This is a genomic window from Bradyrhizobium monzae (assembly GCF_021458635.1).
In the GTDB taxonomy this organism is placed as follows: domain Bacteria; phylum Pseudomonadota; class Alphaproteobacteria; order Rhizobiales; family Xanthobacteraceae; genus Bradyrhizobium.
Genome location: NZ_JAIRDQ010000001.1, coordinates 731,232 through 757,304, shown reverse-complemented (window position 1 = coordinate 757,304; position 26,073 = coordinate 731,232). Strand labels below are relative to the sequence as shown.

The following is a 26,073-nucleotide window of genomic DNA, read 5'->3' as shown; positions in this document are numbered from 1 at the left end:
GATCAGATCCGCTCGATGTCGTGGGTGCCGAACAGGCCATAGGGCTTGATCATCAGCACGATGATGAGGACGTAGAACGGCGCGATCTCGTAGAGATTGCCCCAGTGCAAATATTCGCTGTCGACATATTGCGCGATGTTCTCGAGCAGCCCGATGATGATGCCGCCGAGCACAGCGCCGCCGACCGAGTCGAGCCCGCCGAGGATTGCCGCCGGAAACACCTTGATGCCGTAGGCGGCCAGGCCCGAGGATACGCCGTTCACCACGGCGACGACGACGCCCGCGACCGCGGAGACGGTGGCCGAGATCGCCCAGGCCATCGCAAACACGCTCTTCACGGAGATGCCGAGCGACTGCGCCACCTGCTGGTTGAACGCAGTGGCGCGCATCGCAAGGCCGTATTTCGAGGCGCGGAAAAACCAGGCCATGCCGATCATCATGGCGACCGACACCACCAGGCTCATGACATAGACGGTCTGGATCTGGAGGCCGAACAGGCCGACCGACTGGCTCTCGAATACGCGCGGGAACGGCTGCGGGTTGACGCCGAACATCCATTTCAGCGCCGCCTGCAGCACGGTGGAGAGGCCGATCGTCACCATGATCACGGCGATGATGGGTTCGCCGATCATCGGCCTTAGGATCAGCACCTGGATCGCGATGCCGAACACGAACATGAACACCAGCGTCATCGGCATACCGATCCAGAACGGCACCTGGTATTTGGCGAGCAGCGTCCAGCATACCCAGGCGCCGACCAGCAGCAATTCACCTTGCGCGAAATTGACGACCTGCGTTGCCTTGTAGATCAGCACGAACGACATCGCGACCACGCCATAGAGCGTGCCGACCACGAGGCCGTTGACCAGGAGCTGAATGAGGAAGGCGGTGTTCATGTCGATGTCCGCGCAGGATGCAGAAGCGATGACGGTGCACCCGCTCCCCTTGTGGGAGAGGGTGGCTTCGCGAAGCGAAGACGGGTGAGGGGTGACGGTGCGGAGAGAGCACCCCTCACCCGAGTGAGGGTGAGGCTGACGGCGGAGATGCCCTCGCCCACAAGGGGAGAGGGCGCATCGACTGGCAGCGCGTGCTGGACTGGAAGCGATTTCACTCCGCGGCCTCCGCCATGGGGCCATATCCGCCGAGATCCACCACCCGTAACGTAGTTCGCACCCTCTGCGTGGTGCCGTCCTGGAAGCGGATCACGGTGTCGACGGGGATGTCGGCGGTGCCGCGATAGATTGCGTCGATGATGCCTTCGTATTTCTCGTTGATGACGCCGCGGCGCACCTTTCGCGTGCGGGTGAGCTCGCCGTCGTCGGCATCCAGCTCCTTGTAGAGCAGCAGGAAGCGCGAGATGCGTTGCGCCGGCGGCAGCGTGGAATTGACGGTCTCGACTTCCTTGCGGAGCAGCGCATAGACCTCGGGCCGCGAGGCGAGGTCGCTGTAGGTGGTGAAGGAGAGGCGGTTCTTCTCCGCCCATTTCGAGATGATGGAGTAGCGGATGCAGATCATCGCCGCGAGCGCGTCGCGGCCGGCGCCCAGCACCACCGCCTCGGCGATGTAAGGCGAGAATTTCAGCTTGTTCTCGATGAACTGTGGCGAGAAGCGCTCGCCGCGCGAGGTCTCGGCGAGATCCTTGATGCGGTCGATGACGACAAGCTGCTGATTGTTGTTGAAGTAGCCAGCGTCACCCGACAGCATCCAGCCGTCCCGGATGTCGGCGATACTCGCTTCCGGGTTCTTGTAATAGCCGAGGAACATGTTGGGATGTCTCACCACGATCTCGCCGACGCCGTGGATATCGGCATTGTCGATGCGGATCTGGACGCTGTCGGCCATCGGCACGCCGGTCGTGTCAGGATCGACCTTGCCCGCGGGATGCAGCGTGTAGGCTCCCAGCAGTTCGGTTTGCCCATAGAGCGTGCGCAGCGGCACGCCCATGGCCTGGAAGAACTTGAAGGTATCGGGCCCGAGTGCCGCGCCGCCGGTGGCGGCCGAGCGCAGCCGCGTGAAGCCGAGCCGGTCGCGCAGGGCGCGGAACAGGATCGCATCGGCAAAGCCCGAGCGTTTGCCCTGCTCGAGCGCTGCGAGGCCCGACCTCATGCCGATATCGAACAGCCGCTGCTTGAACGGCGTTGCGTCCATCACCTTGGCGCGGACGTCGGCAGCGATCGATTCCCAGACGCGCGGCGCGAACAGCACGAACGTCGGCGCAATCTCGCGCAGATCGTTCATCATGGTGTCCGGCTCTTCGACGAAGTTGATCTTCATCCGGCAGAGCAGGCCTTTGCCGAGCACATAGACCTGCTCCATGATCCACGGCAGCGGCAGAACCGAGACGTATTCATCGTCGGGGCCTTTGGGGTCGAAAGCGAGATAGGTCGCGCAGTGGCTGAGCACGCGGCCGGCGGCGAGCATCGCGAGCTTTGGCTGAGATGTGGTGCCTGAGGTTGTGCAGAGAATCGCGACGTCTTCGCCCTCGGTGGCGTCGACGAGCCGGTCGTAAAGCTCCGGCTCGCGTGTGGCACGCGTTCGGCCAAGTCCGGCGAATCTTTCCGCCGACATCAGCCTGGGGTCGTCGTATTTCCGCATGCCGCGCGGATCGGAATAGATGATGTGCTTCAGTCGCGGCACGCGCTCGGCCAGCGCCAGCAGCTTGTCGACCTGCTCCTCATCTTCGGCGAAGACGAGCTGGGCCTCGCCGTAATTGAGCAGATATGAAGCCTCTTCATCGAGCACGTCGCGATAGAGCCCGAGGCTCAACCCGCCGATCGCGTGGGCGGCTACTTCCGCCGCAACCCAGTCCGGCCGGTTGTCGCCGATGATGCCGATGACATCGCCGCGGCAAAGGCCAAGTTCGACCAGCCCGAGCGCGAAATCGCGCACGCGGGCCTGGTAGTCGTTCCAGGTAAAAGGGCGCCAGAGGCCGAGATCCTTTTCGCGCAGCGCGATCTCGTTGCCATGCTCCCTCGCATTGAGCCGGAGCATCTTTGGATAGGTGTCGGCCTGCGCAACGCGGCCTGCGTAATCCATCATGCCGCGCTCTCCTGCGCCGGCGGCGCGTCGTCGGGATCGACCAGCACCTCGTCCTCCTCACCGAGATAGGCGCGCCTGACGTGGGGATCGGCGAGCACGGCGGCGGGATCGCCCTCGGCGATCTTGCGGCCGAAATCCAGCACCATGACGCGATGGGAGATGTCCATCACCACGCCCATGTCGTGCTCGATCATCACCACCGTCATCCCGAACTCCTCGTTGAGGTCGACGATGTAGCGGGCCATGTCCTCCTTCTCCTCGAAGTTCATGCCGGCCATCGGCTCGTCCAGGAGGATGAGGCGCGGCTCCAGCGCCATGGCGCGGGCGAGCTCGACGCGCTTGCGCAGGCCGTAGGAGAGGGTGCCGGCTTGCGCTTTTCGCACCGATTGGAGATCGAGGAAGTCGATGATCTCCTCGACCTTGCGGCGATGCTCCAGCTCTTCCTTGCGCGCACCGGTGAGCCAGTACAAAGAGCCCGTGAGGAAATTATTGTTCAGGAGGTGATGGCGGCCGACCATGATGTTGTCGAGCACGCTCATGTGGTGGAACAAAGCGAGGTTCTGGAAGGTGCGGCCGATGCCGAGCTTGGGACGTGCATTCGGCGTCAGGCCGGTGATGTCGCGGCCCTGGTAGAACAGGTGGCCTTCGGTCGGCTTGTAGCGCCCGGAAATGCAATTCACGATCGAGGTCTTGCCGGCCCCGTTAGGGCCGATGATCGAGAACAGCTCGCCCTCGTTGATGGCGAAGCTGACGTCGGTCAGCGCGCGAACGCCGCCGAACCGCAAGGACACGCCGCGCACTTCGAGACTGGTAGCCACCAAACAAATCCCTCCCGGTGATGGCGCATTGAGTGGCGCTCTTCGTCTGTTCCTCTCGGGCAATCCTAGTACGGTCATGACTGTGAGGCCATGCAGCACATGGTCTCGTCAGGAGCCGCGCCACTTTCGTACCCGTTTGGGATCAAAAGCCGCATCACCCGAGGTGGCTCTCAATAGGGGAAAGCGCTATTTTGAAATGTCTTCGGCCTGACAATTCTGCGACAAAGTTTTTCGGGCGGCCGTGGCCCTACACCTTTCGTCGGATGGTGGCCGGAATGATCGTGTTGCAGTGCAACAGAAGGACGGGGTGAAGAAACGGTGCGACTGGCTTCGGGGTCATGATTTCAGAGGATCAACTGAAGCGCGTCGCCGCCTGGGCGCGCGAGCTCACGCCAGCGGAGATCGAGGTGGCCCGCGCCGGGATTACGGAGCGGTCCTACGGCACCGGTGAGACCGTGTTCATGCGCGGCGACAAATTCGATTATTGGGCCGGCATGGTGAGCGGCCTTGCCCGCATGGGCGGGGTTTCGCGCGACGGCAAGGAGACGAGCCTTGCGGGGCTCACGGCGGGCGCCTGGTTCGGCGAGGGCAGCGTGCTCAAGAACGAGCCGCGCCGCTACGACGTGGTCGCGCTGCGCGACAGCCGCGTTGCGTTGATGGAACGCTCGGCCTTCATGTGGCTGTTCGAGAACAGCGTCGGCTTCAACCGCTTCCTGGTGCGTCAGCTCAACGAGCGGCTCGGCCAGTTCATCGGCATGCTCGAGGTCAACCGCACGCTCGATGCGACCTCTCGGCTTGCCCGGAGCATTGCCTCGCTGTTCAACCCGATCCTCTATCCGGAATCGACCGCACATCTGGAGATCACCCAGGAGGAGATCGGTGCGCTCTCGGGCATGTCCAGGCAGAACGCCAACCGCGCGCTGAACCGGCTGGAGAAGGAGGGACTGCTGCGGCTGGAGTACGGCGGCGTCACCATTCTCAATGTTGAGCGGCTGCGCGGATACGGGGATTAGCGTGCATTGGCGGGCGCGTGCGCCGGCCAGAGGTCGGCGCGCCAGCGAAACGCGATCGCCAGCATCGCGACGAAGCCCCCAGCTGCATAGAGCGAGCCCGTCGCGGGATAGCCGATGATGTCGATGAGGCTGCCGGCCGCGAGCAGTCCGATCGGCAAGCCATAGATGACCATCATGCGCACGCCCATGACGCGGCCGCGCAGATGTGCGCTCGCCGTCCGCATCAGGATCACGGCTGCCGATATCATCGACATGCTCTGGGCGATTCCGGCGAGCACGAGGCAGGCCATCGCCACGGGCATGGTTCTGATTTCTACGAACACCAGCAGCAGCGTGTACCAGGCCAGTGTGGCGCCGATCAGAAGCCGGGCAATGCGCAGCCCACTGACGAGACTGAGCGTGATGGAGCCGGTCAACGAGCCCAGGGCAAAGCTCGCAGAGAGATAACCGAGGCCGGTCTGGTCGGTATGAAAGATGTCGCGTGCGATATAGGGTAGCAATCCATTCGTCAGCGGAAACGCGGTGAGATTGGCCAGGAATGCGACGCAAAGCGCGGCTCCCATTGCCGGCCCGCTCCAGGAATACACGATGCCTTCCTTGAGATCGCGCAGCAGCCGCGAGCCGGAATGGCTTTCCACCAGGCGATGTTCCGCGGACTTCGCGGGTCGGGTCAAGCAGAACATCAGAATCGCGGCCACGAAATAGAGGCAGGCGATCACCATATAGACCTTGCCGATGCCAAAGGTCACGAACAGCCCGGCTCCGGTCAGTGCCCCGGCAATGCGCGCGCTGTCCTGGGTCGTGCGCGAAAGACTGATCGCCCCTACGAGCTGCTCGGCCGGCATGATATCGGCGAGCAAGGCGCTGCGAAGGCCGAGATCCGACGATCGGATCAAACCCATGATCGTCACGATGACCATGACGTTGAGCGGCGCCAGATGGCCGGTCAGCGCCAACACCATGATGGTCGAAGCAAGCACTGTGTAGGTGAGACGCAGCATCACCAGCAGGTCGCGGTGACCGATACGATCGCCGACCATTCCGAGCACCGGTGCGACCAGCGTTCCGACATATTGCAGCGAGGCGAGAATGGTCAGCAGCAGCACGGAGCCGGTCTCGACCAGGATGTACCAGCCGAGCACGAGTGTCTCGATCTCGAACGCCCAGGAGGTGAGCAGGTCGGACGGCCACTGGAAACGATAGTTGCGGATGCGGAATGGTGCGAGCGCCGAACGCCGCGTAGTCGTGCTCACAACGCGATGACTCGTGTCACGGCGATTCCTGCCCTTGTTGTTTCTTCTTGTTCGGCAACGTAGCGCCGGCGATCCGCGTGTCAATCGCAGCCCTTGCGGGCCGCCCCTGCGTTCGGCTCTTATCTCACTGCTGCTCCCGGCTTCCCCTCTGCGAGCGCCGCAGCCATCGCCCGGATCAGTGGACGCATGAAATAGGCGTCGTCGGCTGGCGAGATGTCGGTGCGCAGGCCGTGCGCGGCAAGCTCGCCTGAGACTGCCGGTCCCACCGAGGCAATCAACGTGCGCTCGAATCCCGCGCGCAACTTCGCCTCGCTGCCGTGGGCCTTGGCGGCCTCGATCAGCCGGCGGACCTGGCCGAGATTGGTCAACGCGATGGCATCGATCCGTCCCTCCGCCATGTCGTCGATGGCGGTGACGATGTTGGCGTCCGCCGCCTTGGAATCGTAGACGTAAGGCAAAACGGTATCGACCTCGGCACCTTGCGCGGCCAATGCACCGGTCAGCGTGCTGTGATCCTTGTCCGGATAAAGCTGAAGACCGAGGCGCCGTCCCCTGAGGTCGAGCTTGCCCAGCATCTCGATCACGCCCTCGGTGGTCGGCTTCTCCGTGGTCTGCTGCGCCTCGAGCGAGACTTCGCGCAGCGCCTTGCCGGGCTTCGGGCCGCGGGCGAACTTTCGCGATTTGACCAGCGCTGCGACGAAGGCCTGGTCGATCTGGCGCGCGCGCGCGAGTTTCATGATCCGCCGCAGGCCTTCACCGGTCATCAGTACGAGGTCGTCAAGGGGTTTGTCGATGGCGCGGCGGATCCAGGCCTCGACCGGAGCAGGGTCCGGCGCATCCTGAATGGTGAACATCGGGCACTGCACGACCTCGGCGCCTTGCTCGGCCAGGAGTTTTGAGAATTGCGCCTCCTCGCGGGTTTCCAGGATCAGGATGCGGGTGCCGGTCAAACGGTCGGCCATGGGCGTGCTCCAGTGAGCAAAAATCGCAATCGTCCGCTCATCTTGACACCGTCGTAGGGATTGGCGCAAGGGCCGCGTCGGTGCTAGAGCAGGACGCAAATCGCGGATCATTCCGCGGCCTTTGCACCAACCGTCATCAAGAGCGATGCCCGATCATCAATACGTTCTGACGCTGTCCTGTCCGGATCGTCCAGGTATCGTCTCGGCGGTGTCGACCTTCCTGGCCCATAACGGACAGAACATTCTCGACGCCCAGCAGTTCGACGACGTCGAGACCAAGAAATTTTTCATGCGCGTGGTGTTCACCGCGGCCGATCTCGCCGTGGAACTGGCCGCGCTCCAGACCGGCTTTGCCGCGATCGCCGAGCGTTTTGGCATGGAGTGGCAGATGCGCGACCGCGCCGCGCATCGCAAGGTGATGCTGCTAGTGTCGAAGTCCGACCACTGCCTGGTCGATATCCTCTATCGCTGGCGCACCGGCGAGCTGCCGATGACCCTGGCCGCGATCGTCTCCAACCATCCGCGCGAGGTCTATGCCGGGCTCGATTTCGGCAGCATCCCGTTCCACTATCTGCCGGTCACCAAGGAGACCAAGCGCGAGCAGGAGGCGCAGATCCTCGACCTCGTCGGCAAGACCGAAACCGATCTCGTGGTGCTCGCCCGCTATATGCAGATCCTGTCCGACGATCTCTCGGTAAACTTGTCAGGGCGCTGCATCAACATCCATCACTCGTTCCTGCCGGGCTTCAAGGGCGCAAAGCCCTATCACCAGGCCCATGAGCGCGGCGTGAAGTTGATCGGCGCCACCGCCCATTACGTTACGCGCGACCTCGACGAAGGTCCGATCATCGACCAGGACGTCGAGCGCATCAGCCATCGCGACACGCCGGAAGATCTCGTCCGCAAGGGCCGCGACATCGAGCGCCGCGTGCTGGCGCGCGCCATCCGCTATCACCTCGACGACCGCGTCATCCTCAACGGCCGCAAGACCGTGGTGTTTGTGGATTGAGTTGCTCTAACTGTCCTCTCTTGCTGGGAGAGGTAACGCACCGGCCTAGCGCACCGCGTCGCCGGACGTCGATCCGGTCGCGCCCTTCTGCGCCTGTTCTTCCTTCGCGCGATCGACCGCCGGCATCAGCCGCTTCTGCTCCCGTTCCTTCATCCACGCGTCGTATTGTGGCGTGCTTGGTCGCGGTGGGGCGTCGGCGGGCAGGCCGCCGGCCCATTGCGGGACATAGTCGCCCATGCCGGCCGACAGCTTCTCGTTGACGGTGCCGCAGCCGGTCAGCCCCGCGGAAAGCCCGACGAGAAGCAGGAGAGAATGGTAACGCATGGACATCGTGCGGGCGCCGGGTTCGGAGCGGGGATGATCGGACGCCGGATAACCAGCGGGTCAGCAACGATAGCCTTCAACAAGGTAAAATTGGCTTATTCGAGGTGGGTATCACAATACCGAACTGGATGGGTGCCTTGTTCGCTAATGTTCAAATTCTGCAAATGAAAGACGAAATCCTCCATCCACCCGCCAGGTCGCATTTCTAGACTGCGGCCACCGGCTCGCGACAATCTGGCTTGGTCGGAGACCGGGCTTTTTCGTTGACAGGTCCATTTTATTTGTACAATCGTACAAATGGGCGCGACCGGGACCAAGGTGCTCGGGTTACCCCGGCGTAACCGCAACATCGCGCTCTGCGCTTGGTCATCGGGACGCGCGGCTTGCGCCGAATGGTCGCCGAACGTCCGATTGACAATGAGGGCGCGAAAGACGCCTTGTGACGCGCGACATCGCTCGTGTGTGGGTTAAAGTGAGGCAAGGACCGGGCACTCGGTCCGGCGCACAAGAGGTCAGGAATGAAGGGGAGGGACATCTGATGTTCGAACGCAAACAGTTTACGCAAACGGTCTCTTGGGCGGCCGCGCTTGCTGCCGTCGCGGGCCTTGCCGCCGTCGCACCGGCCAAGGCGGAAGACACCGTCAAGGTTGGCCTGATCCTGCCGATGACCGGCGGGCAGGCTTCGACCGGCAAGCAGATCGAAAACGCGATCAAGCTCTACATGCAGCAGAAGGGCGACACCGTCGCCGGCAAGAAGATCGAGATCATCGTCAAGGACGACGCGGCGATCCCGGACAAGACCAAGACCGCCGCGCAGGAGCTGATCGTCAACGACAAGGTCAATTTCATCGGCGGCTTCGGCGTGACGCCGGCGGCGCTCGCGGCCGCGCCGCTGGCGACGCAAGCCAAGATCCCGGAAGTCGTGATGGCGGCCGGCACCTCCATCATCACCGAGCGCTCGCCCTATATCGTGCGCACCAGCTTCACGCTGGCGCAGTCCTCGACCATCATCGGCGACTGGGCGGTGAAGAACGGCATCAAGAAAGTGGCGACGCTAACCTCGGACTACGCGCCGGGCAATGACGCGCTCAACTTCTTCAAGGAGCACTTCACCGCGGGCGGCGGCGAGGTGGTCGAAGAGGTCAAGACACCGCTCGCCAACCCCGACTTCGCGCCGTTCCTGCAGCGCATGAAGGATGCCAAGCCCGACGCGATCTTCGTGTTCGTGCCGGCAGGCCAGGGCGGCAACTTCATGAAGCAATATGCCGAGCGCGGCCTCGACAAGGCCGGCATCAAGGTGATCGGACCGGGCGACGTCACCGACGACGACCTGCTCAACAACATGGGCGACGCCGTGCTCGGGACGGTGACCGCGCACATCTACTCGGCCGCGCACCCCTCGCAGATGAACAAGGACTTCGTCGCCGCCTACAAGAAGGCATACGGCACGCGTCCCGGCTTCATGGCGGTGAGCGGCTATGACGGCATCCACCTGATCTACGAGGCGCTCAAGAAGACCAATGGCGACACGGACGGCACCAAGCTGGTCGAAGCCATGAAGGGGCAGAAATGGGAGAGCCCGCGCGGCCCGATCTCGATCGATCCGGAGACGCGCGACATCATCCAGAATGTCTACATCCGCAAGGTCGATAAGGTCGACGGCGAGCTCTACAACGTCGAGTTCGCGACCTTCGAGGCCGTCAAAGATCTCGGCAAGACCAAGAAGTGACGCGCGAAAGCGCGTCATCCCCGAGCGCGCTTAGCGCGCATCGGGGATCTCGCCAGCCGCTTAGCGTCATGCCCGGGCTTGTCCCGGGCATCCACGCGAAAGCCCAGACAAGAACGTGGATGGCCGGGACGAGCCCGGCCATGACGACCTAACTCCAAGCTGAGACGATGACCTCAATCCTCACCAACCTGTTCGATGGCGTTGCCTACGGCATGCTGCTGTTCGTGCTCGCCTGCGGGCTCGCGGTTACGCTCGGCCTGATGAACTTCGTCAACCTCGCCCATGGCGCCTTCGCCATGGCCGGCGGCTATGTCTGCATGGTGCTGGTCAACAGGATGGGGTGGCCGTTCTTCGCCGCGCTGCCGCTCGCCTTCGTCTCCGCAGCCGCGATCGGCATCGTGCTCGAGCGTACGCTCTATCGCCATCTCTACGCGCGCAGTCATCTCGACCAGGTGCTGTTCACGATCGGGCTGACGTTCATGTCGGTCGCGGCCGTCGACTACATCCAGGGCTCGTCGCGCGTCTTCATCAATCTGCCGGCCGCGCTGCAGGGCCAGTTCGACGTGTTCGGCGTCGGCATCGGCCGCTACCGGCTGATGATCATCGTGATCTGCGGCCTGCTCACCATCGGTCTGCAAATGGTGCTGGCCAGGACCCGCTTCGGTAGCCGCCTTCGCGCCGCCGTCGATGACCCGCGCGCCGCGAGCGGCCTCGGCATCAACGTGCCGCAGGTGTTTGCCTTTACCTTCGCGTTTGGATGTGGCCTCGCCGGTCTCGGCGGCGCGCTGAGCGCCGAGATCCTCGGCCTCGATCCGTATTTCCCGCTGAAGTTCATGATCTACTTCCTGATCGTGGTCACCGTCGGCGGCTCGTCCTCGATCACCGGCCCGTTCTTGGCATCGCTCCTGCTCGGCATCGGCGACGTCGCCGGCAAATATTACGTGCCGAAGATGGGACCCTTCGTGATCTACACCATGATGATCGTGATCCTGATCTGGCGCCCGAACGGCCTGTTCGGCCGCACGGCCGCACGCTGAGTTTGCCGATGAACGCCTCTTCCGACGTCGGTCATTACGCCCAGCGGCAGGCGCGCTGGCACTATGGCGAGGCCGCCTTCTGGCTCGCCGTGCTCGCCTGCGGCTTTGTGTTTCCCACGCGCTATCTGATCATGACCGACATCCTGCGGCTGGCGCTGTTTGCGATGTCGCTCGATCTCATCCTCGGCTATGCCGGCATCGTCTCGCTCGGCCACGCTGCCTTCTTCGGCGTCGGCGCCTACGCCGCAGGGTTGCTCGCGCTGCACGGCATCATCAACGAGCCGGTGCTGGCGCTGATTGCCGCAGGCCTCGCCGCGATGGTGCTCGGCTTCGCCACCAGCTTCCTGGTGATCCGCGGCGTCGACCTGACCCGGCTGATGGTGACGCTCGGCATTGCGCTGCTGCTGGAGGCACTCGCCGAGCGCTTCTCCAACATCACCGGCGGCACCGACGGCCTGCAGGGCATCGAGATGCAGCCGATCCTCGGCGAGATTCCGTTCGACATGTTCGGCAAGGCCGGCTTCTTCTATTCGCTGGCCGTGCTGTTCGTGTTGTTCCTTCTGGCCCGCCGCATCGTGCATTCGCCGTTCGGCCTGTCGCTGCGTGCGATCAAGAACAATCCGCTCCGCGCCGCTGCCATCGGCATCCCGGTCAACCGCCGCCTGATCGCGATCTATACGCTCGCGGCGCTCTACGCAGGCATCGCAGGCGCGCTGTTCACCCAGACCACGGCGATCGCCTCACTCGATGTGTTCGCCTTCGACCGCTCCGCCGATCTGATGCTGGTGCTCGTCATCGGCGGCGCCGGCTATCTCTATGGCGGGCTGATCGGCGCGGTGATCTTCCGTATCCTCCAGGAAGTGTTCTCCACCATCACCCCGCAATATTGGCAGTTCTGGATCGGCCTCGTGCTGGTCGTGATCGTGCTGGTCGGCCGCCAGCGCCTGCATCGCTGGGTGCTGTACGTCCCGAATCTGGTCATCAAGCAGGTCGCCGGACGCAAGGCCGTCGTCGCTGTGCCGGAGAGCGACGCATGACCATCGCGCTCGAAACGCAAAATCTCGAAAAGACGTTTGGTGGCCTGCGCGTCACCCGCGACCTGTCGCTGAAGATCGAGCAGGGCGCTCGCCATGCACTGATCGGCCCGAACGGTGCCGGCAAGACCACTGTGATCAACCAGCTCACCGGCGTGCTCAAGCCGAACTCGGGCCGTATCCTGCTCGAAGGCGAGGACATCACCGATCTGCCCGTGCACAAGCGCGTGCTGCGCGGCCTGTCGCGCACCTTCCAGATCAACCAGCTCTATCCTGATCTCACGCCCTTGGAGACCATCGGCCTTGCCGTCTCCGAGCGCCTCGGCCATGGCGGCGACTGGTGGCGGCGAATGGGCACGCGGAACGATGTCAATGACGAGATCGCCGATCTCCTGACGCGTTTCCATCTGCTCGACGTCATGAACGAAGAGACGGTGACGCTGCCTTACGGCAAGCAGCGCCTGCTCGAGATCGCGGTCGCGATCGCTGCCAAGCCGCGCGTGCTGCTGCTCGACGAGCCCGCCGCCGGCGTGCCGGAAAGCGAGCGTCATGACATTCTCGCCGTCGTAGGTAGCCTGCCACGCGACGTGACCGTGCTCCTGATCGAGCACGACATGGATCTCGTGTTCTCCTTTGCCGACCGCATCTCGGTGCTGGTCTCCGGCGCGCTACTGACCGAAGGCCCGCCCGACCGGGTCGCGCGCGATCCGCAGGTGAAGGCGGTCTATCTCGGCGAGGAGGCGGTCAATGTCTGACCTGCTCGCAATCGACTCACTTCGCGCCGGTTATGGCGAGGCCGTGGTGCTGCCCAACATGTCCCTGCGTCTTGCCGAGGGGCAGGTGCTGGCGCTGCTCGGGCGTAACGGCACCGGCAAGACCACGCTGATCAATTCCATCGTCGGCGTCACCCGCCGTTTCGCCGGTAATGTCATCCTCGGCGGCACCGACGTCACGACCATGCGGCCGGACCGGCGGGCGCGCGCCGGCATCGGCTGGGTGCCGCAGGAGCGCAACATCTTCCGCTCGCTGACGGTGGAGGAGAACATGACCGCGGTGGCGCAGCCCGGTCCCTGGACCGTCGAGAAGGTCTACGAGATGTTCCCGCGGTTGAAGGAGCGGCGGAGCAATTTCGGCAACCAGCTCTCCGGCGGCGAGCAGCAGATGCTGGCGATCGGCCGTGCGCTGACCCTCAACCCAAAGGTTCTGTTGCTGGACGAGCCGACCGAGGGCCTGGCCCCCATCATCGTCGAGGAGCTTCTGAAGGCGATCGGGACCATTACCCGGGCGGGCGGCATCTGCTCGATCATCGTCGAGCAGAACGCGCAAAAGATTCTGGGGCTCGCCGACCGTGTTGTGATATTGGAGCGCGGAACGATCGTCCACGACGCCCCGAGCGCCGCGCTGAAGGCCGACCCGTCGGTTCTGGAGCGCTATCTCGGCGTCGCAGGGGCGGCGGCCCACTCATAAATTCTCGGGAGTTCAAGAATGCAGCGAACCAAAGCCCCCTTCCGCGCCGACGAGGTCGGCAGCCTCCTGCGCCCCGCCAAGATCAAGGAAGCCCGCAGCCGACTCGAGAAGGGTGAGATCTCGGCCGACGATCTGCGCAAGATCGAGGACATGGAGATCGAGAAGGTCGTGCACAAGCAGGCCTCAGTCGGCCTGAAGCTCGCGACCGACGGGGAATTCCGCCGCTCCTGGTGGCATTTCGACTTCCTGGCCAAGCTCACCGGCTGCGAGCTGTTCCACCCCGATGCCGGCATCCAGTTCGCGGGCGTGCAGACCCGTCACGACGCGGTGCGTGTGATCGGCAAGCTCGACTTCCCCGACGACCACCCGATGCTGGACCACTTCCGCTTCCTCAAGAAGAACGCTGATCAAGCCCACGTCACCGCCAAGATGACGATCCCCTCGCCGGCCGTGCTGCACTTCCGCGGCGGTCGCAAGGCGATCTCCAAGGACGTCTATCCCGATCTCGAGGCCTTCTACGAGGATCTCGGCAAGACCTACCGCAAGGCCGTGAAGGCGTTTTACGACGCCGGTTGCCGCTATCTCCAGTTCGACGATACCGTGTGGGCCTATCTCTGCTCGCCGGACGAGCTTCAGAAGGCGCGCGAGCGGGGCGACACTCCGGACGGTCTCCAGCAGATCTATGCGCGTGTCATCAACTACGCGCTGGCCGAGAAGCCCGCCGACATGGTGGTGACGACACACGTCTGCCGCGGCAATTTCCGCTCGACCTGGATTTCTTCGGGCGGCTACGAGCCGGTGGCGGAGACCATGCTGGCCGGCACCAATTACGACGGCTACTTCCTGGAATACGACAGCGACCGCGCCGGCGGCTTCGAGCCGCTGCGCTTCCTGCCCAAGGGCAACAAGGTGGTCGTGGTCGGCGTCATCACCTCGAAGTTCGGCGAGCTCGAGAAGAAGGACGACATCAAGCGTCGCCTGGAAGAAGCCTCCAAGTTTGCCCCGCTGGAGCAGCTCGCTCTCTCGCCGCAGTGCGGCTTTGCCTCGACCGAGGAGGGCAACATCCTCTCCGAGGAAGAGCAGTGGGCGAAGCTGGCCCTTGCGGTCGAGATCGCGAAGGAAGTGTGGGGCAATTGAGCCCCCGCTAGCTCGCCGTCATTCCCCGCGAAAAGCGGGGAATCCAGTACGCCGCGGCTTCTCGATGACCCACAGACCTCTCGGAATACTGGATCGCCCGGTCGAGCTGGGCGATGACAGCTGAGTGTTGGGCAAGTGGCACGGCGCTCATAAGCAGCGCGCAAACGCGCCTCACTTCTCCGCCAGATAGACCTCGCCCAGCAGCGACGAATTCGACCACGGCACCTGCTTGTTCTTCGTGCCCGAGACCACCTCGGCCCGCACCCGCGTCAGCATCTGCTGCACCTCCAGCCCCGGCGTACCGAGATGGCGGGACAGTGCGGCCGAGAACGGTGAATTGGCGCCCTCGCCATCGAGCGCCACCTGGCCCGGTGCGGTCGCGAATGCGATCAGCGTGCCGGCCCCTAGTGTCGCGCCGGAGCCGAGGCTCGTTGGCGCTGCGAGGCCTGACGCGCCCTCAATGCCGCGACTGCTGCCGGCGCTTGCGACCTGCTGCGCCATCGGATTGTTGCGGCAGGCATCGAAGATCAGGATGTTGGTGCGGACCTGGTCGTCGAGGCCGGCCATGATCGTATCCATGTCGATCATGGCCTCGGTCATGCTAGTGCCCGGCTTGAGCTCGACATCGACGGGAATGAGGTAGTTGCGGCCGTCGACCTGCACGCCGTGACCGGCATAGTAGACGAGTGCTACCTGCGCCCGTGCTGCATCACGCAAAAACTCGCGCGTCATCTTCTGCATTGCGGCCCGGTCGAGATCGACGCCCTCCGACACGATGAAGCCGATGTCACGCAAGCTCTTGGCGATGGCGCGCGCATCGTTGGGCGGGTTGGGCAGTGCCTTCACATGGGCATAGGCGCCGTTGCCGATGACGAGCGCCATGCGCTTGCCGGGCGTTGCGGGGGCAGGTGAGGGCGCAGGCGCGGCGTTAGCCTGCTGCTGCGTGGACGTGGTCTGCTGTTGTCCTGACGGGGCGGGTGCATCGCGCGGGATCGGCGCGGCGGCGTCCGCCACCAGCGACAGCCGCACTTTTGCGGTGGCCTGATTGGCCTTGCTGCCGGCGTCCGAGGCCACGATCGCGAGCGTGGCGTTGTAGTCGTCCTTCGCGCGCGCGTAGTCACCCTTGGCCTCATAGGCCAGCGCGCGATGGGTGTAGGCGGAGATCAGGACGCTGTTCGGCGGCGTCATGATGTTGACCGGCGGCTTGTCCTTGGCAAGCCGGATCGCCTCGGAGCCGTCGGCAATAGCGCGATCGAGATCGTTCTTCGCGCGCCAGATCGCGGTGCGGTTGATCAGCGGCTGCGGCAGCGTCGGATCGAGCCGGATCGCCTGGTTGATGTCGGCGAGCGCGCCATCGAGATCGCCGAGCGCCTCCTTCGCAATGCCGCGGTTCTGGAACGAGAACGCCGATCTCGGATCGGCCTTGATCGACATGTCGTAATCGGCGATCGCCTTGGCGTAGTTGCCCTTGCCGCGCCAGGCATTGCCGCGGTTGTGGAAGATGATGCCGCTCGGCGGCCCGAGCTTCAGCGCATCGTCGAAATCCGCGATCGCGATGTCGTAGTCGCCCTTGTCGTAATAGGCCGAGCCCCGCATGTTGTAGACCGCCTGGCTCGGCTGCAACCGGATCGCTTCGGTGGCGTCGGCAATGACACGGCCGTAGTCGCCTTTCTTGTTCCAGCCCACCGCGCGCCAGAAATAAACGGTCGCGAGCTGCTCGCCCTTGAAAACCTTGAGCGCGATGATCTTGCTGCAGGCGTCGACCATCTGGTCCGCCGGCGTGGTCTCGGTGGTGCAGAGCGGCCCGAGCTGGCGGCGCGATTGGGCAGAGCAAGGCGCCGACCATAGCGCGGCGGCGAGCAGGCAGAATGCCAAGAACAGGCGGCGCATAGCGATGGTCCCGGACTTGAGGGGAGGCGCTTGTTTGTTGTCTGGCGGTGCGCCGGGGTTCATCGCTCCCGTTATCGCGACATGGCTGGTTCGGAGCTCGACTCAGGTATTCCCTGAGTGGGCAGAATTTGCTAGGAGACGGGTCCCAACTTTCCTGCCCACCGCTGTCCCACTCATGAAAAACGACGAAATCCTGAGCCAAATCACCGAGTTCTGCCGCAAGGCGGACATGGCGGAATCGACGTTTGGCCGGCGTGCTGTGAACGATGGGAAGCTCGTGCACCGGCTGCGCGAGGGCAAGCGCATCACCATCGACACGCTGGATCGGATCCAGGCCTATATCGCCGCGTCCACGACGGGCGGCCTGCCGCCGCTGCGGGGGCTACAGGTGCCTCCGGAAAAGCGCGATCCGCGCGGCAATTTCCGCTTCTTCGAGAACCGCCAGAAGTACCTGCTGTTTGTCCACACCTGCAGCGAGAAGCGGGTGGTTGCGGAGCGCGTCGCGCTGGAACTCGCCAGCATCCATCCGAGGCCGCCCGCCCTGCGCATCTTCGACGCCGGTGTCGGCGACGGCACGGTGCTGGCGCGGGTGCTGCGGGCCACCCACCAGCGCTACCCGCACATGCCGTTCTATGTCGCCGGCAAGGAGCTCAGCCTCGAGGATTTGCGCCTGACGCTTGAGAAGGTCCCGGACCGCATTTTCGAGCACCCGGCATCGGTTTTCGTCTTCACCAACATGTTCTATTCGGAGGCGCCCTGGCTGACGCCGGCATCGCCTGCGGCCGCCGCTGCCACCGTCTGGCACGAGGTTCCGCTGCGGGGCGCCTCATCAGGCGAATTCGAGCAGCAGATCGCCGAGCTGCGGCCGTTCCTGGAGCAGAACTGGCGCGCCGCGATCAGCCCGCGCACGGCCATGCCGCTGTATGAGCGGCCGGTCGTGCTGGTGCTCTACCGCGAGGACCACCGGTTCCTGCTGGATTCGACCATTCCGCGGCCGGGCCAGACCGAGGCCAATTTCGACCTCGTTATCGCATCCCAGCCATACCGGGCGCTGTCCTCGGTCAATTTCCGGGCCAAGCGGATCATTGCACCGCTGGCGCGGGCGTTGCGCCCGGGCGGTCGCCTGATCGGTATTCACTCCCACGGTCACGATCCCGGCATGGAAATGATCCAGGCGATCTGGCCCGGAGAAAATCCTTTCTCGGTGAGCCGTCATGAGCTATTGCGCGCCGTTAAGTACGAGCTCGGGTCGTTGGGCCGCGACTTAAATTTTAATGCATACGCGGATAACCGTTCGATCTTCAGGTATGATATGGAAGCGCTGCCCAACGAGGTGACGGGTACCATCGGAACCTCGACGGCCTTTGCAGCCTGGAATGCGGCGGTGTATGTCGCTCAGATTGAGGACGACCGGTTGACAGACATGACTCAAAACGGCCGCACTCTGGATGCCGCCAGGGATGTGCTGCGAAAGTACAACGGGCTCTGGTTTCTCGACGAATCCTACGTCATCTCGCGCCGGCGTGATTGACATCATCCAAGGGTAAACATCGCAAACTCCGCCTGAAGCGGCGGAACAAGGGGTTACTGATGCGCGCGTCCTATCTTTTCACCAGCGAGTCCGTGTCCGAAGGCCATCCGGACAAGGTCTGTGACCGGATTTCCGATGAAATCGTCGATCTGTTCTACCGGGAAGGGCCGAAGGCCGGCATCGATCCCTGGCAGATCCGCGCGGCCTGCGAGACGCTGGCGACCACCAACAAGGTGGTGATCGCCGGCGAGACCCGCGGTCCGAAGTCGGTCACCAACGAGCAGATCGAAAGTGTCGTGCGCGAGGCGATCAAGGACATCGGTTACGAGCAGGACGGCTTCCACTGGCAGAAGGCCGACATCGAGATCCTGCTGCATCCGCAGTCGGCCGACATCGCGCAGGGCGTCGACGCGCTGCAGCCGGGCGAAGTCAAGGAAGAGGGCGCGGGCGACCAGGGCATCATGTTCGGTTACGCCACCAACGAGACGCCCGACCTGATGCCGGCGCCGATCTTCTACGCCCACAAGATCCTGCGTCTCATCTCCGAAGCCCGTCACTCCGGCAAGGAGAAGGTGCTCGGTCCGGACTCCAAGAGCCAGGTCACCGTGCAATACGAGAACGGCAAGCCGGTCGGCGTGCGCGAGATCGTGGTGTCGCACCAGCATCTGGTCGAGGACATCTCGTCCAAGCAGATCCGCGACATTGTCGAGCCCTATGTGCGCGAGGCGCTGCCGAAGGACTGGATCACGCCGAAGACCATCTGGCACATCAATCCGACCGGCAAATTCTTCATCGGCGGTCCCGATGGTGACTCCGGCCTGACCGGCCGCAAGATCATCGTCGACACCTACGGCGGTGCGGCGCCCCATGGCGGCGGCGCGTTCTCCGGCAAGGATCCGACCAAGGTCGACCGCTCCGCGGCTTACGCTGCGCGCTACGTCGCCAAGAACATCGTCGCTGCCGGTCTCGCCGACCGCTGCACGCTGCAGCTCGCCTACGCCATCGGCGTGGCGCGTCCGCTGTCGATCTACATCGACACTCACGGCACCGGTAAGGTGTCGGAGGACCAGCTCGAGAAGGCTGCCGCCAAGGCGATGGATCTCACCCCGCGCGGCATCCGCAGCCATCTCGATCTCAACCGCCCGATCTACGCGCGCACGTCGGCCTACGGCCATTTCGGCCGCACGCCCGACAACGAGGGCGGCTTTTCCTGGGAGAAGACCGATCTCGTCGAGGCGCTCAAGCGCGCGGTCTGATTTTTGTGCGTCATTCCGGGTTCGTACGCGGACCCGGAATCCTTCACCCTCACGTCGCGATTCCGGGGCCCCTCTTGGAGGCGTCCCGAAAATGCCCGTTCAACAATAGGACACTCGCAATGAACGCGAAGCCCGGCTTCACCGATTACATCGTCAAGGACATCTCGCTCGCCGATTTCGGCCGCAAGGAACTCTCGCTGGCCGAGACCGAGATGCCCGGCCTGATGGCCACCCGCGAAGAGTACGGCCCGAAGCAGCCGCTGAAGGGCGCGCGTATCGCCGGCTCCCTGCACATGACGATTCAGACCGGCGTGCTGATCGAGACGCTGGCAGCTCTCGGCGCCGACATTCGCTGGGTCTCCTGCAACATCTATTCGACGCAGGACCACGCCGCGGCTGCGATCGCCGCCGCCGGCATTCCGGTGTTCGCGGTCAAGGGTGAGACGCTGACCGAATATTGGGACTACACCGCAAAACTGTTCGACTGGCACGGTGGCGGTCACCCGAACATGATCCTCGACGACGGCGGCGACGCCACCATGTACGTCCATCTCGGCCTGCGCGCCGAGAACGGCGACACCGCGTTCCTGGACAAGCCGGCTTCGGAAGAAGAGGAAGTCTTCTTCGCGCTTCTGAAGAAGCAGCTCAAGGAAAAGCCGAAGGGCTACTTCGCCGAGATCGCCAAGAGCATCAAGGGTGTTTCCGAAGAGACCACCACGGGCGTGCATCGCCTCTATGACATGCAGAAGGCCGGCACGCTGCTGTGGCCCGCCATCAACGTCAACGACAGCGTCACCAAGTCGAAGTTCGACAACCTCTACGGCTGCCGTGAATCGCTGGTCGACGGCATTCGCCGCGGCACCGACGTGATGATGTCGGGCAAGGTCGCGATGGTCGCGGGTTTCGGCGACGTCGGCAAGGGCTCGGCGGCCTCGCTGCGCCAGGCCGGCTGCCGCGTCATGGTCTCCGAAGTCGATCCGATCTGCGCGCTGCAGGCGTCGATGGAGGGTTATGAAGTCACCACCATGGAAGACGCCGCGCCCCGCGCCGACATCTTCGTCACCGCGACCGGCAACAAGGACATCATCACCATCGAGCACATGCGCGCGATGAAGGATCGCGCCATCGTCTGCAACATCGGTCACTTCGACAACGAGATCCAGATCGCGTCCTTGCGCAATCTGAAGTGGACCAACATCAAGCCGCAGGTCGACGAGATCGAGTTCCCCGACAAGCACCGCATCATCATGCTGTCGGAAGGCCGCCTCGTGAACCTCGGCAACGCGATGGGCCACCCGTCCTTCGTGATGTCGGCGTCCTTCACCAACCAGACGCTGGCGCAGATCGAGCTGTTCGCCAACAACAAGGACGGCAAGTACAAGAAGGAAGTCTACGTGCTGCCGAAGACGCTCGACGAGAAGGTCGCGCGTCTGCATCTCGCCAAGATCGGCGTCAAGCTCACCGAGCTTCGCAAGGACCAGGCCGACTATATCGGCGTGAAGCAGGAAGGCCCGTACAAGAGCGACCACTACCGCTACTGAGACGCTGATCACAGAGATCATCGACGCAAAGCCCCGGAGCGATCCGGGGCTTTGTAGTTTCGACGCATGGAATTCAACTCGCTTTGCAGTTGCTCCACGGCTGTTTGCCAATTGACGGCCAGCAGCGACGGGCCGACAATCCTCGGTGGCGGAGGAAACCATGCAACAAGAACATTTCGACGTGCTGATCGTCGGTGCCGGGCTATCAGGCATCGGCGCGGGCTATCACTTGCAGAACAAGTGTCCGGGCAAGAGTTACGTCATCCTGGAGGGGCGCGACTGCATCGGCGGCACCTGGGACCTGTTTCGCTATCCCGGCATCCGTTCCGACAGCGATATGTTCACGCTCGGCTATTCCTTCAAGCCGTGGACCGATCCGAAGGCGATCGCGGACGGGCCGCAGATCCTGAACTATGTGCGCGAGACCGCGGCCGAGAATGACATCGAGAAGCACATTCGCTTCCGCCATCGCGTCAAGCGTGCGGCGTGGTCGACGCCGGAGGCGCGCTGGACCGTCGAGGTCGAGCGCATCGCGGGCGAGGGCGCGACCGAGGTCGTGCGCATCACCTGCAATTTCCTGTTCATGTGCGCGGGCTATTACAAATACGAGGCGGGCTATACGCCAGAGTTCAACGGCGTTGCGGATTTTGCCGGCCGCATCGTGCATCCGCAGAAATGGACCGAGGACATCGACTATTCAGGCAAACGTGTCGTCGTGATCGGCTCGGGCGCGACCGCGGTGACGCTGGTGCCGGAGCTCGCCAAGACCGCAGCCCAGGTCACCATGCTGCAGCGCTCGCCGACCTACGTGGTGTCACGCCCGGCGCACGACCCAGTCGCTAACAAGTTGCGCCGCAATCTGCCGACGCGCCTTGCCTATCATGTCATCCGCTGGCGCAACGTGATGTGGGGGATGTTCTTCTTCCAGCTCAGCCGGCGGCGGCCGGACAAGGTGAAGAACCTGATCCTCGGCGGCGTGCGTATGGCGCTCGGGCCGGACTACGACATCGCCACCCATTTCACGCCGCGCTACAATCCCTGGGACCAGCGGCTCTGCCTCGTGCCCGACGGCGACCTCTTCAAGGCGATCCGCGAAAAGCGCGCCGCAGTGGTCACCAACGAGATCGACACCTTTACGCGCGATGGCATCCGTCTGAAGGATGGCAGCGAGCTTGCCGCCGACATCATCGTGACGGCGACGGGTCTGGTGCTCCAGGTCGTCGGCGGCCTCGAGATCAGCGTCGACGGTCGCGCCGTCGATTTCGCCAGCACGCTGACCTACAAGGGCATGATGTATGCCGACGTGCCCAACATGGCGTCGGCCTTCGGCTACACCAACGCGTCCTGGACGCTGAAATGCGATCTCACCTGCGAATATGTCTGCCGTCTGATCAACTACATGGACCGGCATAATTTCCGGCAGGCGATGCCGCACAATGACGACCCCGAGATCACCGCGCAGCCGTCGCTCGATTTCACCTCGGGCTACGTGCAGCGCTCGGTCGCCAAGATGCCGAAGCAAGGCTCGAAGCAGCCGTGGCGGCTGTACCAGAACTACGCCCTCGACATCGTGACCCTGCGCTTCGGCCGGATCGACGACGGCGTGATGCGATATTCCTGATCACGCCGCCGGTTCTACGGCCAATGCGTTGTTTTGCGTATACGGCCGCTGGGTTGAATCGGCGATGGTTCCGAACGGTTAACGCCGGATTAACGGTTGAGTCCTAGCCTGTGTCGGCCGGGGTTACTCGCAAGGCCGAGGTGAGCCCAATGGAAGCCCAGAAGATCGCGGTCGACGCCGTCGTCGCGCTGACCGATTGCGACCGCGACGCCGTCATCGCCTTTATTCGCCGGCTCTATCTCGCCGGCGTCACCGACCCCAAGCGCCTGACCTTCAAGGGCCTTCAGGCGCTGTCGCGGGCGTGAGTCGGCTGGTTTCGGCCCGTTTCGGCCCAATCTGTAGTCCCGCGCTTTCCCCAGCGTGACTGCAACCCAGCGGTGAATATCTTGCCGCTCGGGCTGGGTCGCGTTAGATCACGTCCCCGGCTGGGTCACTCGGGACTTGGGGAAATGCTGAAGCAGCTTTTTGCACCGCAACTTGTCATTTTGTATGTGCTTGCGGCCTCGACGATTTACGTTCACTTCCGCGGCAAGCAACGGCTGCGCTTCGCGCGCCAGCTCGGTGATCACTCAACCTACCTCGCCCCCTACAATGTGCTGATGTATGCCGGCTCGGCCGTGCCGAACAAGCCTGTCATCTCCGTCGAGCAATTTCCGGAGCTGAAGCCGCTCAGCGAGAACTGGGAGACCATTCGCGACGAGGCCGTCCGCCTGTTCGACGAAGGTTTTATCCGCGCGGCAGCGAAGAACAATGATTGGGGCTTCTACTCGTTCTTCAAGAGCGGCTGGAAACGCTTTTACCTGAAATGGTATGATGACTTCCTGCCGTCTGCGAACACGCTGTGCCCGAAGACGGTGGAGCTGCTCAAGTCGATCCCGAGCGTGCACGGCGCGATGTTCGCGATGCTGCCGCCGGGCGGCAAGCTCGGCGCGCACCGCGATCCCTTCGCGGGCTCGCTGCGCTATCATCTCGGCCTGGTCACGCCGAACTCGAACAAGTGCCGAATTCTGGTCGACGGCGTCGAATGCGTCTGGCGTGACGGCGATGCCTTCATGTTCGACGAAACTTTCATCCACAGCGCGGAGAACGCGACCGACGTCAATCGCATCATCCTGTTCTGCGATGTCGAGCGTCCGATGAGGTACGGCTTCATGACCGCGATCAATCGCTGGGTCAGCCATCACATCGTCAAGGCGTCGGCAACCCAGAACGTCGACGGCGAGAGCGTGGGTGTGCTCAACAAGGTGTTCGGCAAGCTCTACGAGATCCATCTCGGCAGCCGCAAGGTCAAGGAGTGGAATCGCAACGTGTATTACACGCTGAAGTATTCGATGACGGCGGTGGTTGTTGGCCTGATCGTATTTTCGGCGCTGCGATAAGGCCGAGGCGCGTAGGGCGGATCAGCAGCCTCTCGAGCTCCGCAATCGTGTTCGACATCCGCGGCAACAAGGTTACCGCGATTTAGCGGCCGAACATGGAGCAGGAAATGGCCCCGTTGCCACTTGCGAACACCGAGACCGTGCAATTCTTCCGCGCTTGGCTGGATACCTTTGCGAGCTATGTCCGCGAGGTCGACTACGCCTCGGCGCGGCCACTCTTCCACCCTGATGTACTGGCCTTCGGCACGCATAACGATGTCATCCCGGGTCTCGATCAGTGGGTCACGACACAATGGGACAACGTCTGGCCCAAGACGACCGACTTCCGCTTCGTGCTCGACCAGACCTCGGTTCTGGCGTCTCCCGATGGCACGATGGCGACCGTGATCGCGCCGTGGACGAGCACCGGGTACCATAGTGATGGCAGTTCGTTTCCGCGACCGGGCCGGGCAACGATGGTGTTCGCGAAGACTGCCGGCAGTTGGCTGTGCGTTCACTCCCACATGTCGCTCAACCGCGGCATCCCCCAGGCGTCTCACGCCAGCCGATCGGTGAAGGCCTGGTAGGCTTGGGGCGGACAAATCGCTCATCCGCCCTACGATAGTTCTATACGGTTGCAGGAACCCTTGGGCGCGCAAGAAAGTTGGTGCTCAAACGACCATCGGGGGGGCGCGTCAGAAGGAGACGCTCCCATGACAACGCTCGGCCTCGACGCCGCCCAACTGACTCCATCCGAACATCAACTCCAGCTCCGCCGTGCCATCATCGCCTCCACCGTGGGGACTGCGATCGAATGGTATGATTTCTTCCTCTACAGCACCGTGACGGGGCTGGTCTTCGCAAAACTGTTCTTCCCGCATTCCGACCCCTGGGTTGGCACGCTGGAAGCATTTGCCATCTATGCGGTCGGCTTCATCGCGCGTCCGATCGGTGCTGCGATCTTCGGGCACTATGGCGATCGGATCGGCCGCAAATCGACGCTGATTGCAACGTTGCTGCTGATGGGCCTGGCGACCGCCGCGGTGGCCGTGGTGCCGACCTATTCGAGCATCGGCATCTGGGGCGCGGTGATCCTGACCGTGCTCCGCTTCATTCAGGGCGTTGGCGTCGGCGGCGAATGGGGCGGCTCGGTGCTGATGTCGATGGAATGGGCGCGCAATGACCGCTCGCGCGGATTGATCGCGTCCTGGCCACAATTCGGTGTGCCCTGCGGCTTGTTCCTTGCCAACCTCGCCGTGCTGGCCTTCAGCCAGATGGCGGGCGACCGTTTCCTGGCCTGGGGCTGGCGCATACCGTTCGCGCTCAGTCTCATCCTGGTCGGCGTCGGTCTCTACATCCGGCTCGGCATTCTCGAAACGCCGGTGTTCTCCAAATTGCTGGCGGAGCGCCGGATCGACCGCACACCGATGCTGACGGTGATCAGGCAACATCCGAAGGAAATCCTGCTCTCAGCCTTCGCGCGCATGGCCGAGCAGGCACCGTTCTACATCTTCACCGCGTTCGTCTTCTCCTACGGCATCGGCACGCTGCACCTCTCGCGTGACTTCCTGCTGACCGCGGTGTTGTCGGCCTCGGTGCTGTCATTCGTGACGATTCCGGTTTGCGGTCATCTGTCCGATTTGATCGGCCGCAAGAATATGTACATGGCCGGCGCGCTCGTCACCGGCATCTTCGGCTTCGTCTATTACGCGATGCTCAATACCGGATTGGAGACAGTCATCTTCCTCGCGATCGTCCTGTCGCTGATCCCGCACGACATGATGTACGGTCCGCAAGCTGCCCTGATTGCCGAGAGCTTTACCGGACGCCTGCGCTACAGCGGCGCCTCGCTCGGCTATCAGTTTGCATCCGTGATCGCGGGTGGCCCCGCGCCGTTGATTGCAGCCTGGTTGTTCGGCACGTTCCACTCGGCGACGGCCATCGCGGCCTACATCGCGGTGTGCTCGGTCATCACGCTGGTCGCGACCGCGCTGATGACCGACTACACCGGCAAAGACATCAATGCCGCGGATGCGCACGGTTCGCGGGCGTGA

General features: G+C 63.5%; 23 protein-coding genes. 16 read left to right on the top strand and 7 right to left on the bottom strand.

Features of this window, described 5'->3' with window-relative positions:
- Positions 1–2: 2 nt before the first annotated feature.
- From K3F49_RS03835 to K3F49_RS03825, 3 genes are all read right to left on the bottom strand, one after another.
- Complete coding sequence (locus tag K3F49_RS03835) at positions 3–896, bottom strand: branched-chain amino acid ABC transporter permease (protein ID WP_234679565.1); 894 nt, start codon at positions 894–896, stop codon at positions 3–5.
- 211 nt (positions 897–1,107) lie between these two features.
- On the bottom strand, positions 1,108–3,039 hold the full coding sequence (locus tag K3F49_RS03830; protein WP_234679564.1) for a long-chain fatty acid--CoA ligase: 1,932 nt from the start codon (positions 3,037–3,039) through the stop codon (positions 1,108–1,110).
- A complete protein-coding gene (locus K3F49_RS03825) occupies positions 3,036–3,857 on the bottom strand; it encodes an ABC transporter ATP-binding protein (RefSeq protein WP_234679563.1) in 822 nt (273 codons plus the stop codon). The genes K3F49_RS03830 and K3F49_RS03825 overlap by 4 nt, the downstream gene beginning before the upstream one ends.
- A 338-nt stretch (positions 3,858–4,195) precedes the next feature.
- Here K3F49_RS03825 and K3F49_RS03820 point away from each other — a divergent pair, with 338 nt between their 5' ends.
- Positions 4,196–4,870 carry a Crp/Fnr family transcriptional regulator gene (locus tag K3F49_RS03820; protein ID WP_234679562.1) on the top strand — a complete coding sequence of 225 codons (675 nt, stop codon included), beginning with the start codon at positions 4,196–4,198 and terminating at the stop codon, positions 4,868–4,870.
- Here the strand turns inward: K3F49_RS03820 and K3F49_RS03815 are convergent.
- On the bottom strand, positions 4,867–6,123 hold the full coding sequence (locus K3F49_RS03815) for an MFS transporter (protein ID WP_234679561.1): 1,257 nt from the start codon (positions 6,121–6,123) through the stop codon (positions 4,867–4,869). The two genes, K3F49_RS03820 and K3F49_RS03815, sit on opposite strands and share 4 nt — an antisense overlap.
- A 119-nt stretch (positions 6,124–6,242) precedes the next feature.
- Positions 6,243–7,085: a uroporphyrinogen-III synthase gene (locus tag K3F49_RS03810; protein WP_234679560.1), complete on the bottom strand. Its 843-nt coding sequence runs from the start codon at positions 7,083–7,085 to the stop codon at positions 6,243–6,245.
- Positions 7,086–7,230: 145 nt separating this feature from the next.
- Here K3F49_RS03810 and purU point away from each other — a divergent pair, with 145 nt between their 5' ends.
- A complete protein-coding gene (gene purU, locus K3F49_RS03805; RefSeq protein WP_234679559.1) occupies positions 7,231–8,094 on the top strand; it encodes a formyltetrahydrofolate deformylase in 864 nt (287 codons plus the stop codon).
- Between the two features lie 45 nt (positions 8,095–8,139).
- Here the strand turns inward: purU and K3F49_RS03800 are convergent, their stop codons facing one another.
- Complete coding sequence (locus K3F49_RS03800) at positions 8,140–8,424, bottom strand: hypothetical protein (RefSeq protein WP_452100362.1); 285 nt, start codon at positions 8,422–8,424, stop codon at positions 8,140–8,142.
- Between the two features lie 532 nt (positions 8,425–8,956).
- Between K3F49_RS03800 and K3F49_RS03795 the strand changes: the two genes are divergently transcribed.
- The 6 genes from K3F49_RS03795 to K3F49_RS03770 all read left to right on the top strand — a co-directional run bounded on the left by K3F49_RS03795 (position 8,957) and on the right by K3F49_RS03770 (position 14,822).
- Positions 8,957–10,147: an ABC transporter substrate-binding protein gene (locus tag K3F49_RS03795; RefSeq protein ID WP_234679557.1), complete on the top strand. Its 1,191-nt coding sequence runs from the start codon at positions 8,957–8,959 to the stop codon at positions 10,145–10,147.
- Between the two features lie 167 nt (positions 10,148–10,314).
- A complete protein-coding gene (locus K3F49_RS03790; RefSeq protein WP_234679556.1) occupies positions 10,315–11,184 on the top strand; it encodes a branched-chain amino acid ABC transporter permease in 870 nt (289 codons plus the stop codon).
- An 8-nt stretch (positions 11,185–11,192) separates the two neighbouring features.
- Positions 11,193–12,221 carry a branched-chain amino acid ABC transporter permease gene (locus K3F49_RS03785; protein WP_234679555.1) on the top strand — a complete coding sequence of 343 codons (1,029 nt, stop codon included), beginning with the start codon at positions 11,193–11,195 and terminating at the stop codon, positions 12,219–12,221.
- Positions 12,218–12,973 carry an ABC transporter ATP-binding protein gene (locus tag K3F49_RS03780; RefSeq protein WP_234679554.1) on the top strand — a complete coding sequence of 252 codons (756 nt, stop codon included), beginning with the start codon at positions 12,218–12,220 and terminating at the stop codon, positions 12,971–12,973. The genes K3F49_RS03785 and K3F49_RS03780 overlap by 4 nt, the downstream gene beginning before the upstream one ends.
- A complete protein-coding gene (locus tag K3F49_RS03775; protein WP_234679553.1) occupies positions 12,966–13,685 on the top strand; it encodes an ABC transporter ATP-binding protein in 720 nt (239 codons plus the stop codon). The genes K3F49_RS03780 and K3F49_RS03775 overlap by 8 nt, the downstream gene beginning before the upstream one ends.
- 18 nt (positions 13,686–13,703) lie before the next feature.
- A complete protein-coding gene (locus K3F49_RS03770; RefSeq protein WP_234679552.1) occupies positions 13,704–14,822 on the top strand; it encodes a cobalamin-independent methionine synthase II family protein in 1,119 nt (372 codons plus the stop codon).
- 171 nt (positions 14,823–14,993) lie between these two features.
- Here K3F49_RS03770 and K3F49_RS03765 read toward each other — a convergent pair whose 3' ends face one another.
- On the bottom strand, positions 14,994–16,712 hold the full coding sequence (locus K3F49_RS03765) for a caspase family protein (protein WP_234679551.1): 1,719 nt from the start codon (positions 16,710–16,712) through the stop codon (positions 14,994–14,996).
- A 175-nt stretch (positions 16,713–16,887) separates the two neighbouring features.
- On the opposite strand from K3F49_RS03765, the gene K3F49_RS03760 reads away from it, so the two are divergent.
- From K3F49_RS03760 to K3F49_RS03725, 8 genes are all read left to right on the top strand, one after another.
- Complete coding sequence (locus tag K3F49_RS03760; protein WP_234679550.1) at positions 16,888–18,243, top strand: hypothetical protein; 1,356 nt, start codon at positions 16,888–16,890, stop codon at positions 18,241–18,243.
- A 59-nt stretch (positions 18,244–18,302) separates the two neighbouring features.
- A complete protein-coding gene (gene metK / locus K3F49_RS03755) occupies positions 18,303–19,499 on the top strand; it encodes a methionine adenosyltransferase (protein WP_234679549.1) in 1,197 nt (398 codons plus the stop codon).
- Positions 19,500–19,618: 119 nt separating this feature from the next.
- Positions 19,619–21,040: an adenosylhomocysteinase gene (ahcY, locus tag K3F49_RS03750; protein ID WP_234679548.1), complete on the top strand. Its 1,422-nt coding sequence runs from the start codon at positions 19,619–19,621 to the stop codon at positions 21,038–21,040.
- Positions 21,041–21,200: 160 nt separating this feature from the next.
- Positions 21,201–22,661: a flavin-containing monooxygenase gene (locus tag K3F49_RS03745; protein ID WP_234679547.1), complete on the top strand. Its 1,461-nt coding sequence runs from the start codon at positions 21,201–21,203 to the stop codon at positions 22,659–22,661.
- Positions 22,662–22,810: 149 nt separating this feature from the next.
- Positions 22,811–22,966 carry a hypothetical protein gene (locus tag K3F49_RS03740; RefSeq protein ID WP_014493894.1) on the top strand — a complete coding sequence of 52 codons (156 nt, stop codon included), beginning with the start codon at positions 22,811–22,813 and terminating at the stop codon, positions 22,964–22,966.
- A 144-nt stretch (positions 22,967–23,110) separates the two neighbouring features.
- Positions 23,111–24,040: an aspartyl/asparaginyl beta-hydroxylase domain-containing protein gene (locus K3F49_RS03735; protein WP_234679546.1), complete on the top strand. Its 930-nt coding sequence runs from the start codon at positions 23,111–23,113 to the stop codon at positions 24,038–24,040.
- A gap of 107 nt (positions 24,041–24,147) precedes the next feature.
- The gene (locus tag K3F49_RS03730; RefSeq protein WP_234679545.1) at positions 24,148–24,606 is read left to right on the top strand and encodes a YybH family protein; all 459 of its coding nucleotides are present in this window, start codon (positions 24,148–24,150) and stop codon (positions 24,604–24,606) included.
- Between the two features lie 126 nt (positions 24,607–24,732).
- Positions 24,733–26,073, top strand: a complete 1,341-nt coding sequence (locus K3F49_RS03725; protein ID WP_234679544.1) for an MFS transporter — start codon at positions 24,733–24,735, stop codon at positions 26,071–26,073.

Coding starts and splice junctions, on each gene's coding strand:
- K3F49_RS03790 (WP_234679556.1), top strand. CDS start 10,315: ATGACCTCAATCCTCACCAACCTGTTCGATGGCGTTGCCTACGGCATG.
- K3F49_RS03830 (WP_234679564.1), bottom strand. CDS start 3,039: ATGATGGATTACGCAGGCCGCGTTGCGCAGGCCGACACCTATCCAAAG.
- K3F49_RS03730 (WP_234679545.1), top strand. CDS start 24,148: ATGGCCCCGTTGCCACTTGCGAACACCGAGACCGTGCAATTCTTCCGC.
- K3F49_RS03810 (WP_234679560.1), bottom strand. CDS start 7,085: ATGGCCGACCGTTTGACCGGCACCCGCATCCTGATCCTGGAAACCCGC.
- K3F49_RS03760 (WP_234679550.1), top strand. CDS start 16,888: ATGAAAAACGACGAAATCCTGAGCCAAATCACCGAGTTCTGCCGCAAG.
- K3F49_RS03800 (WP_452100362.1), bottom strand. CDS start 8,424: ATGTCCATGCGTTACCATTCTCTCCTGCTTCTCGTCGGGCTTTCCGCG.
- K3F49_RS03765 (WP_234679551.1), bottom strand. CDS start 16,712: ATGCGCCGCCTGTTCTTGGCATTCTGCCTGCTCGCCGCCGCGCTATGG.
- metK (WP_234679549.1), top strand. CDS start 18,303: ATGCGCGCGTCCTATCTTTTCACCAGCGAGTCCGTGTCCGAAGGCCAT.
- K3F49_RS03820 (WP_234679562.1), top strand. CDS start 4,196: ATGATTTCAGAGGATCAACTGAAGCGCGTCGCCGCCTGGGCGCGCGAG.
- K3F49_RS03735 (WP_234679546.1), top strand. CDS start 23,111: ATGCTGAAGCAGCTTTTTGCACCGCAACTTGTCATTTTGTATGTGCTT.
- K3F49_RS03780 (WP_234679554.1), top strand. CDS start 12,218: ATGACCATCGCGCTCGAAACGCAAAATCTCGAAAAGACGTTTGGTGGC.
- K3F49_RS03835 (WP_234679565.1), bottom strand. CDS start 896: ATGAACACCGCCTTCCTCATTCAGCTCCTGGTCAACGGCCTCGTGGTC.
- K3F49_RS03745 (WP_234679547.1), top strand. CDS start 21,201: ATGCAACAAGAACATTTCGACGTGCTGATCGTCGGTGCCGGGCTATCA.
- ahcY (WP_234679548.1), top strand. CDS start 19,619: ATGAACGCGAAGCCCGGCTTCACCGATTACATCGTCAAGGACATCTCG.
- K3F49_RS03775 (WP_234679553.1), top strand. CDS start 12,966: ATGTCTGACCTGCTCGCAATCGACTCACTTCGCGCCGGTTATGGCGAG.
- purU (WP_234679559.1), top strand. CDS start 7,231: ATGCCCGATCATCAATACGTTCTGACGCTGTCCTGTCCGGATCGTCCA.
- K3F49_RS03770 (WP_234679552.1), top strand. CDS start 13,704: ATGCAGCGAACCAAAGCCCCCTTCCGCGCCGACGAGGTCGGCAGCCTC.
- K3F49_RS03725 (WP_234679544.1), top strand. CDS start 24,733: ATGACAACGCTCGGCCTCGACGCCGCCCAACTGACTCCATCCGAACAT.
- K3F49_RS03785 (WP_234679555.1), top strand. CDS start 11,193: ATGAACGCCTCTTCCGACGTCGGTCATTACGCCCAGCGGCAGGCGCGC.
- K3F49_RS03740 (WP_014493894.1), top strand. CDS start 22,811: ATGGAAGCCCAGAAGATCGCGGTCGACGCCGTCGTCGCGCTGACCGAT.
- K3F49_RS03795 (WP_234679557.1), top strand. CDS start 8,957: ATGTTCGAACGCAAACAGTTTACGCAAACGGTCTCTTGGGCGGCCGCG.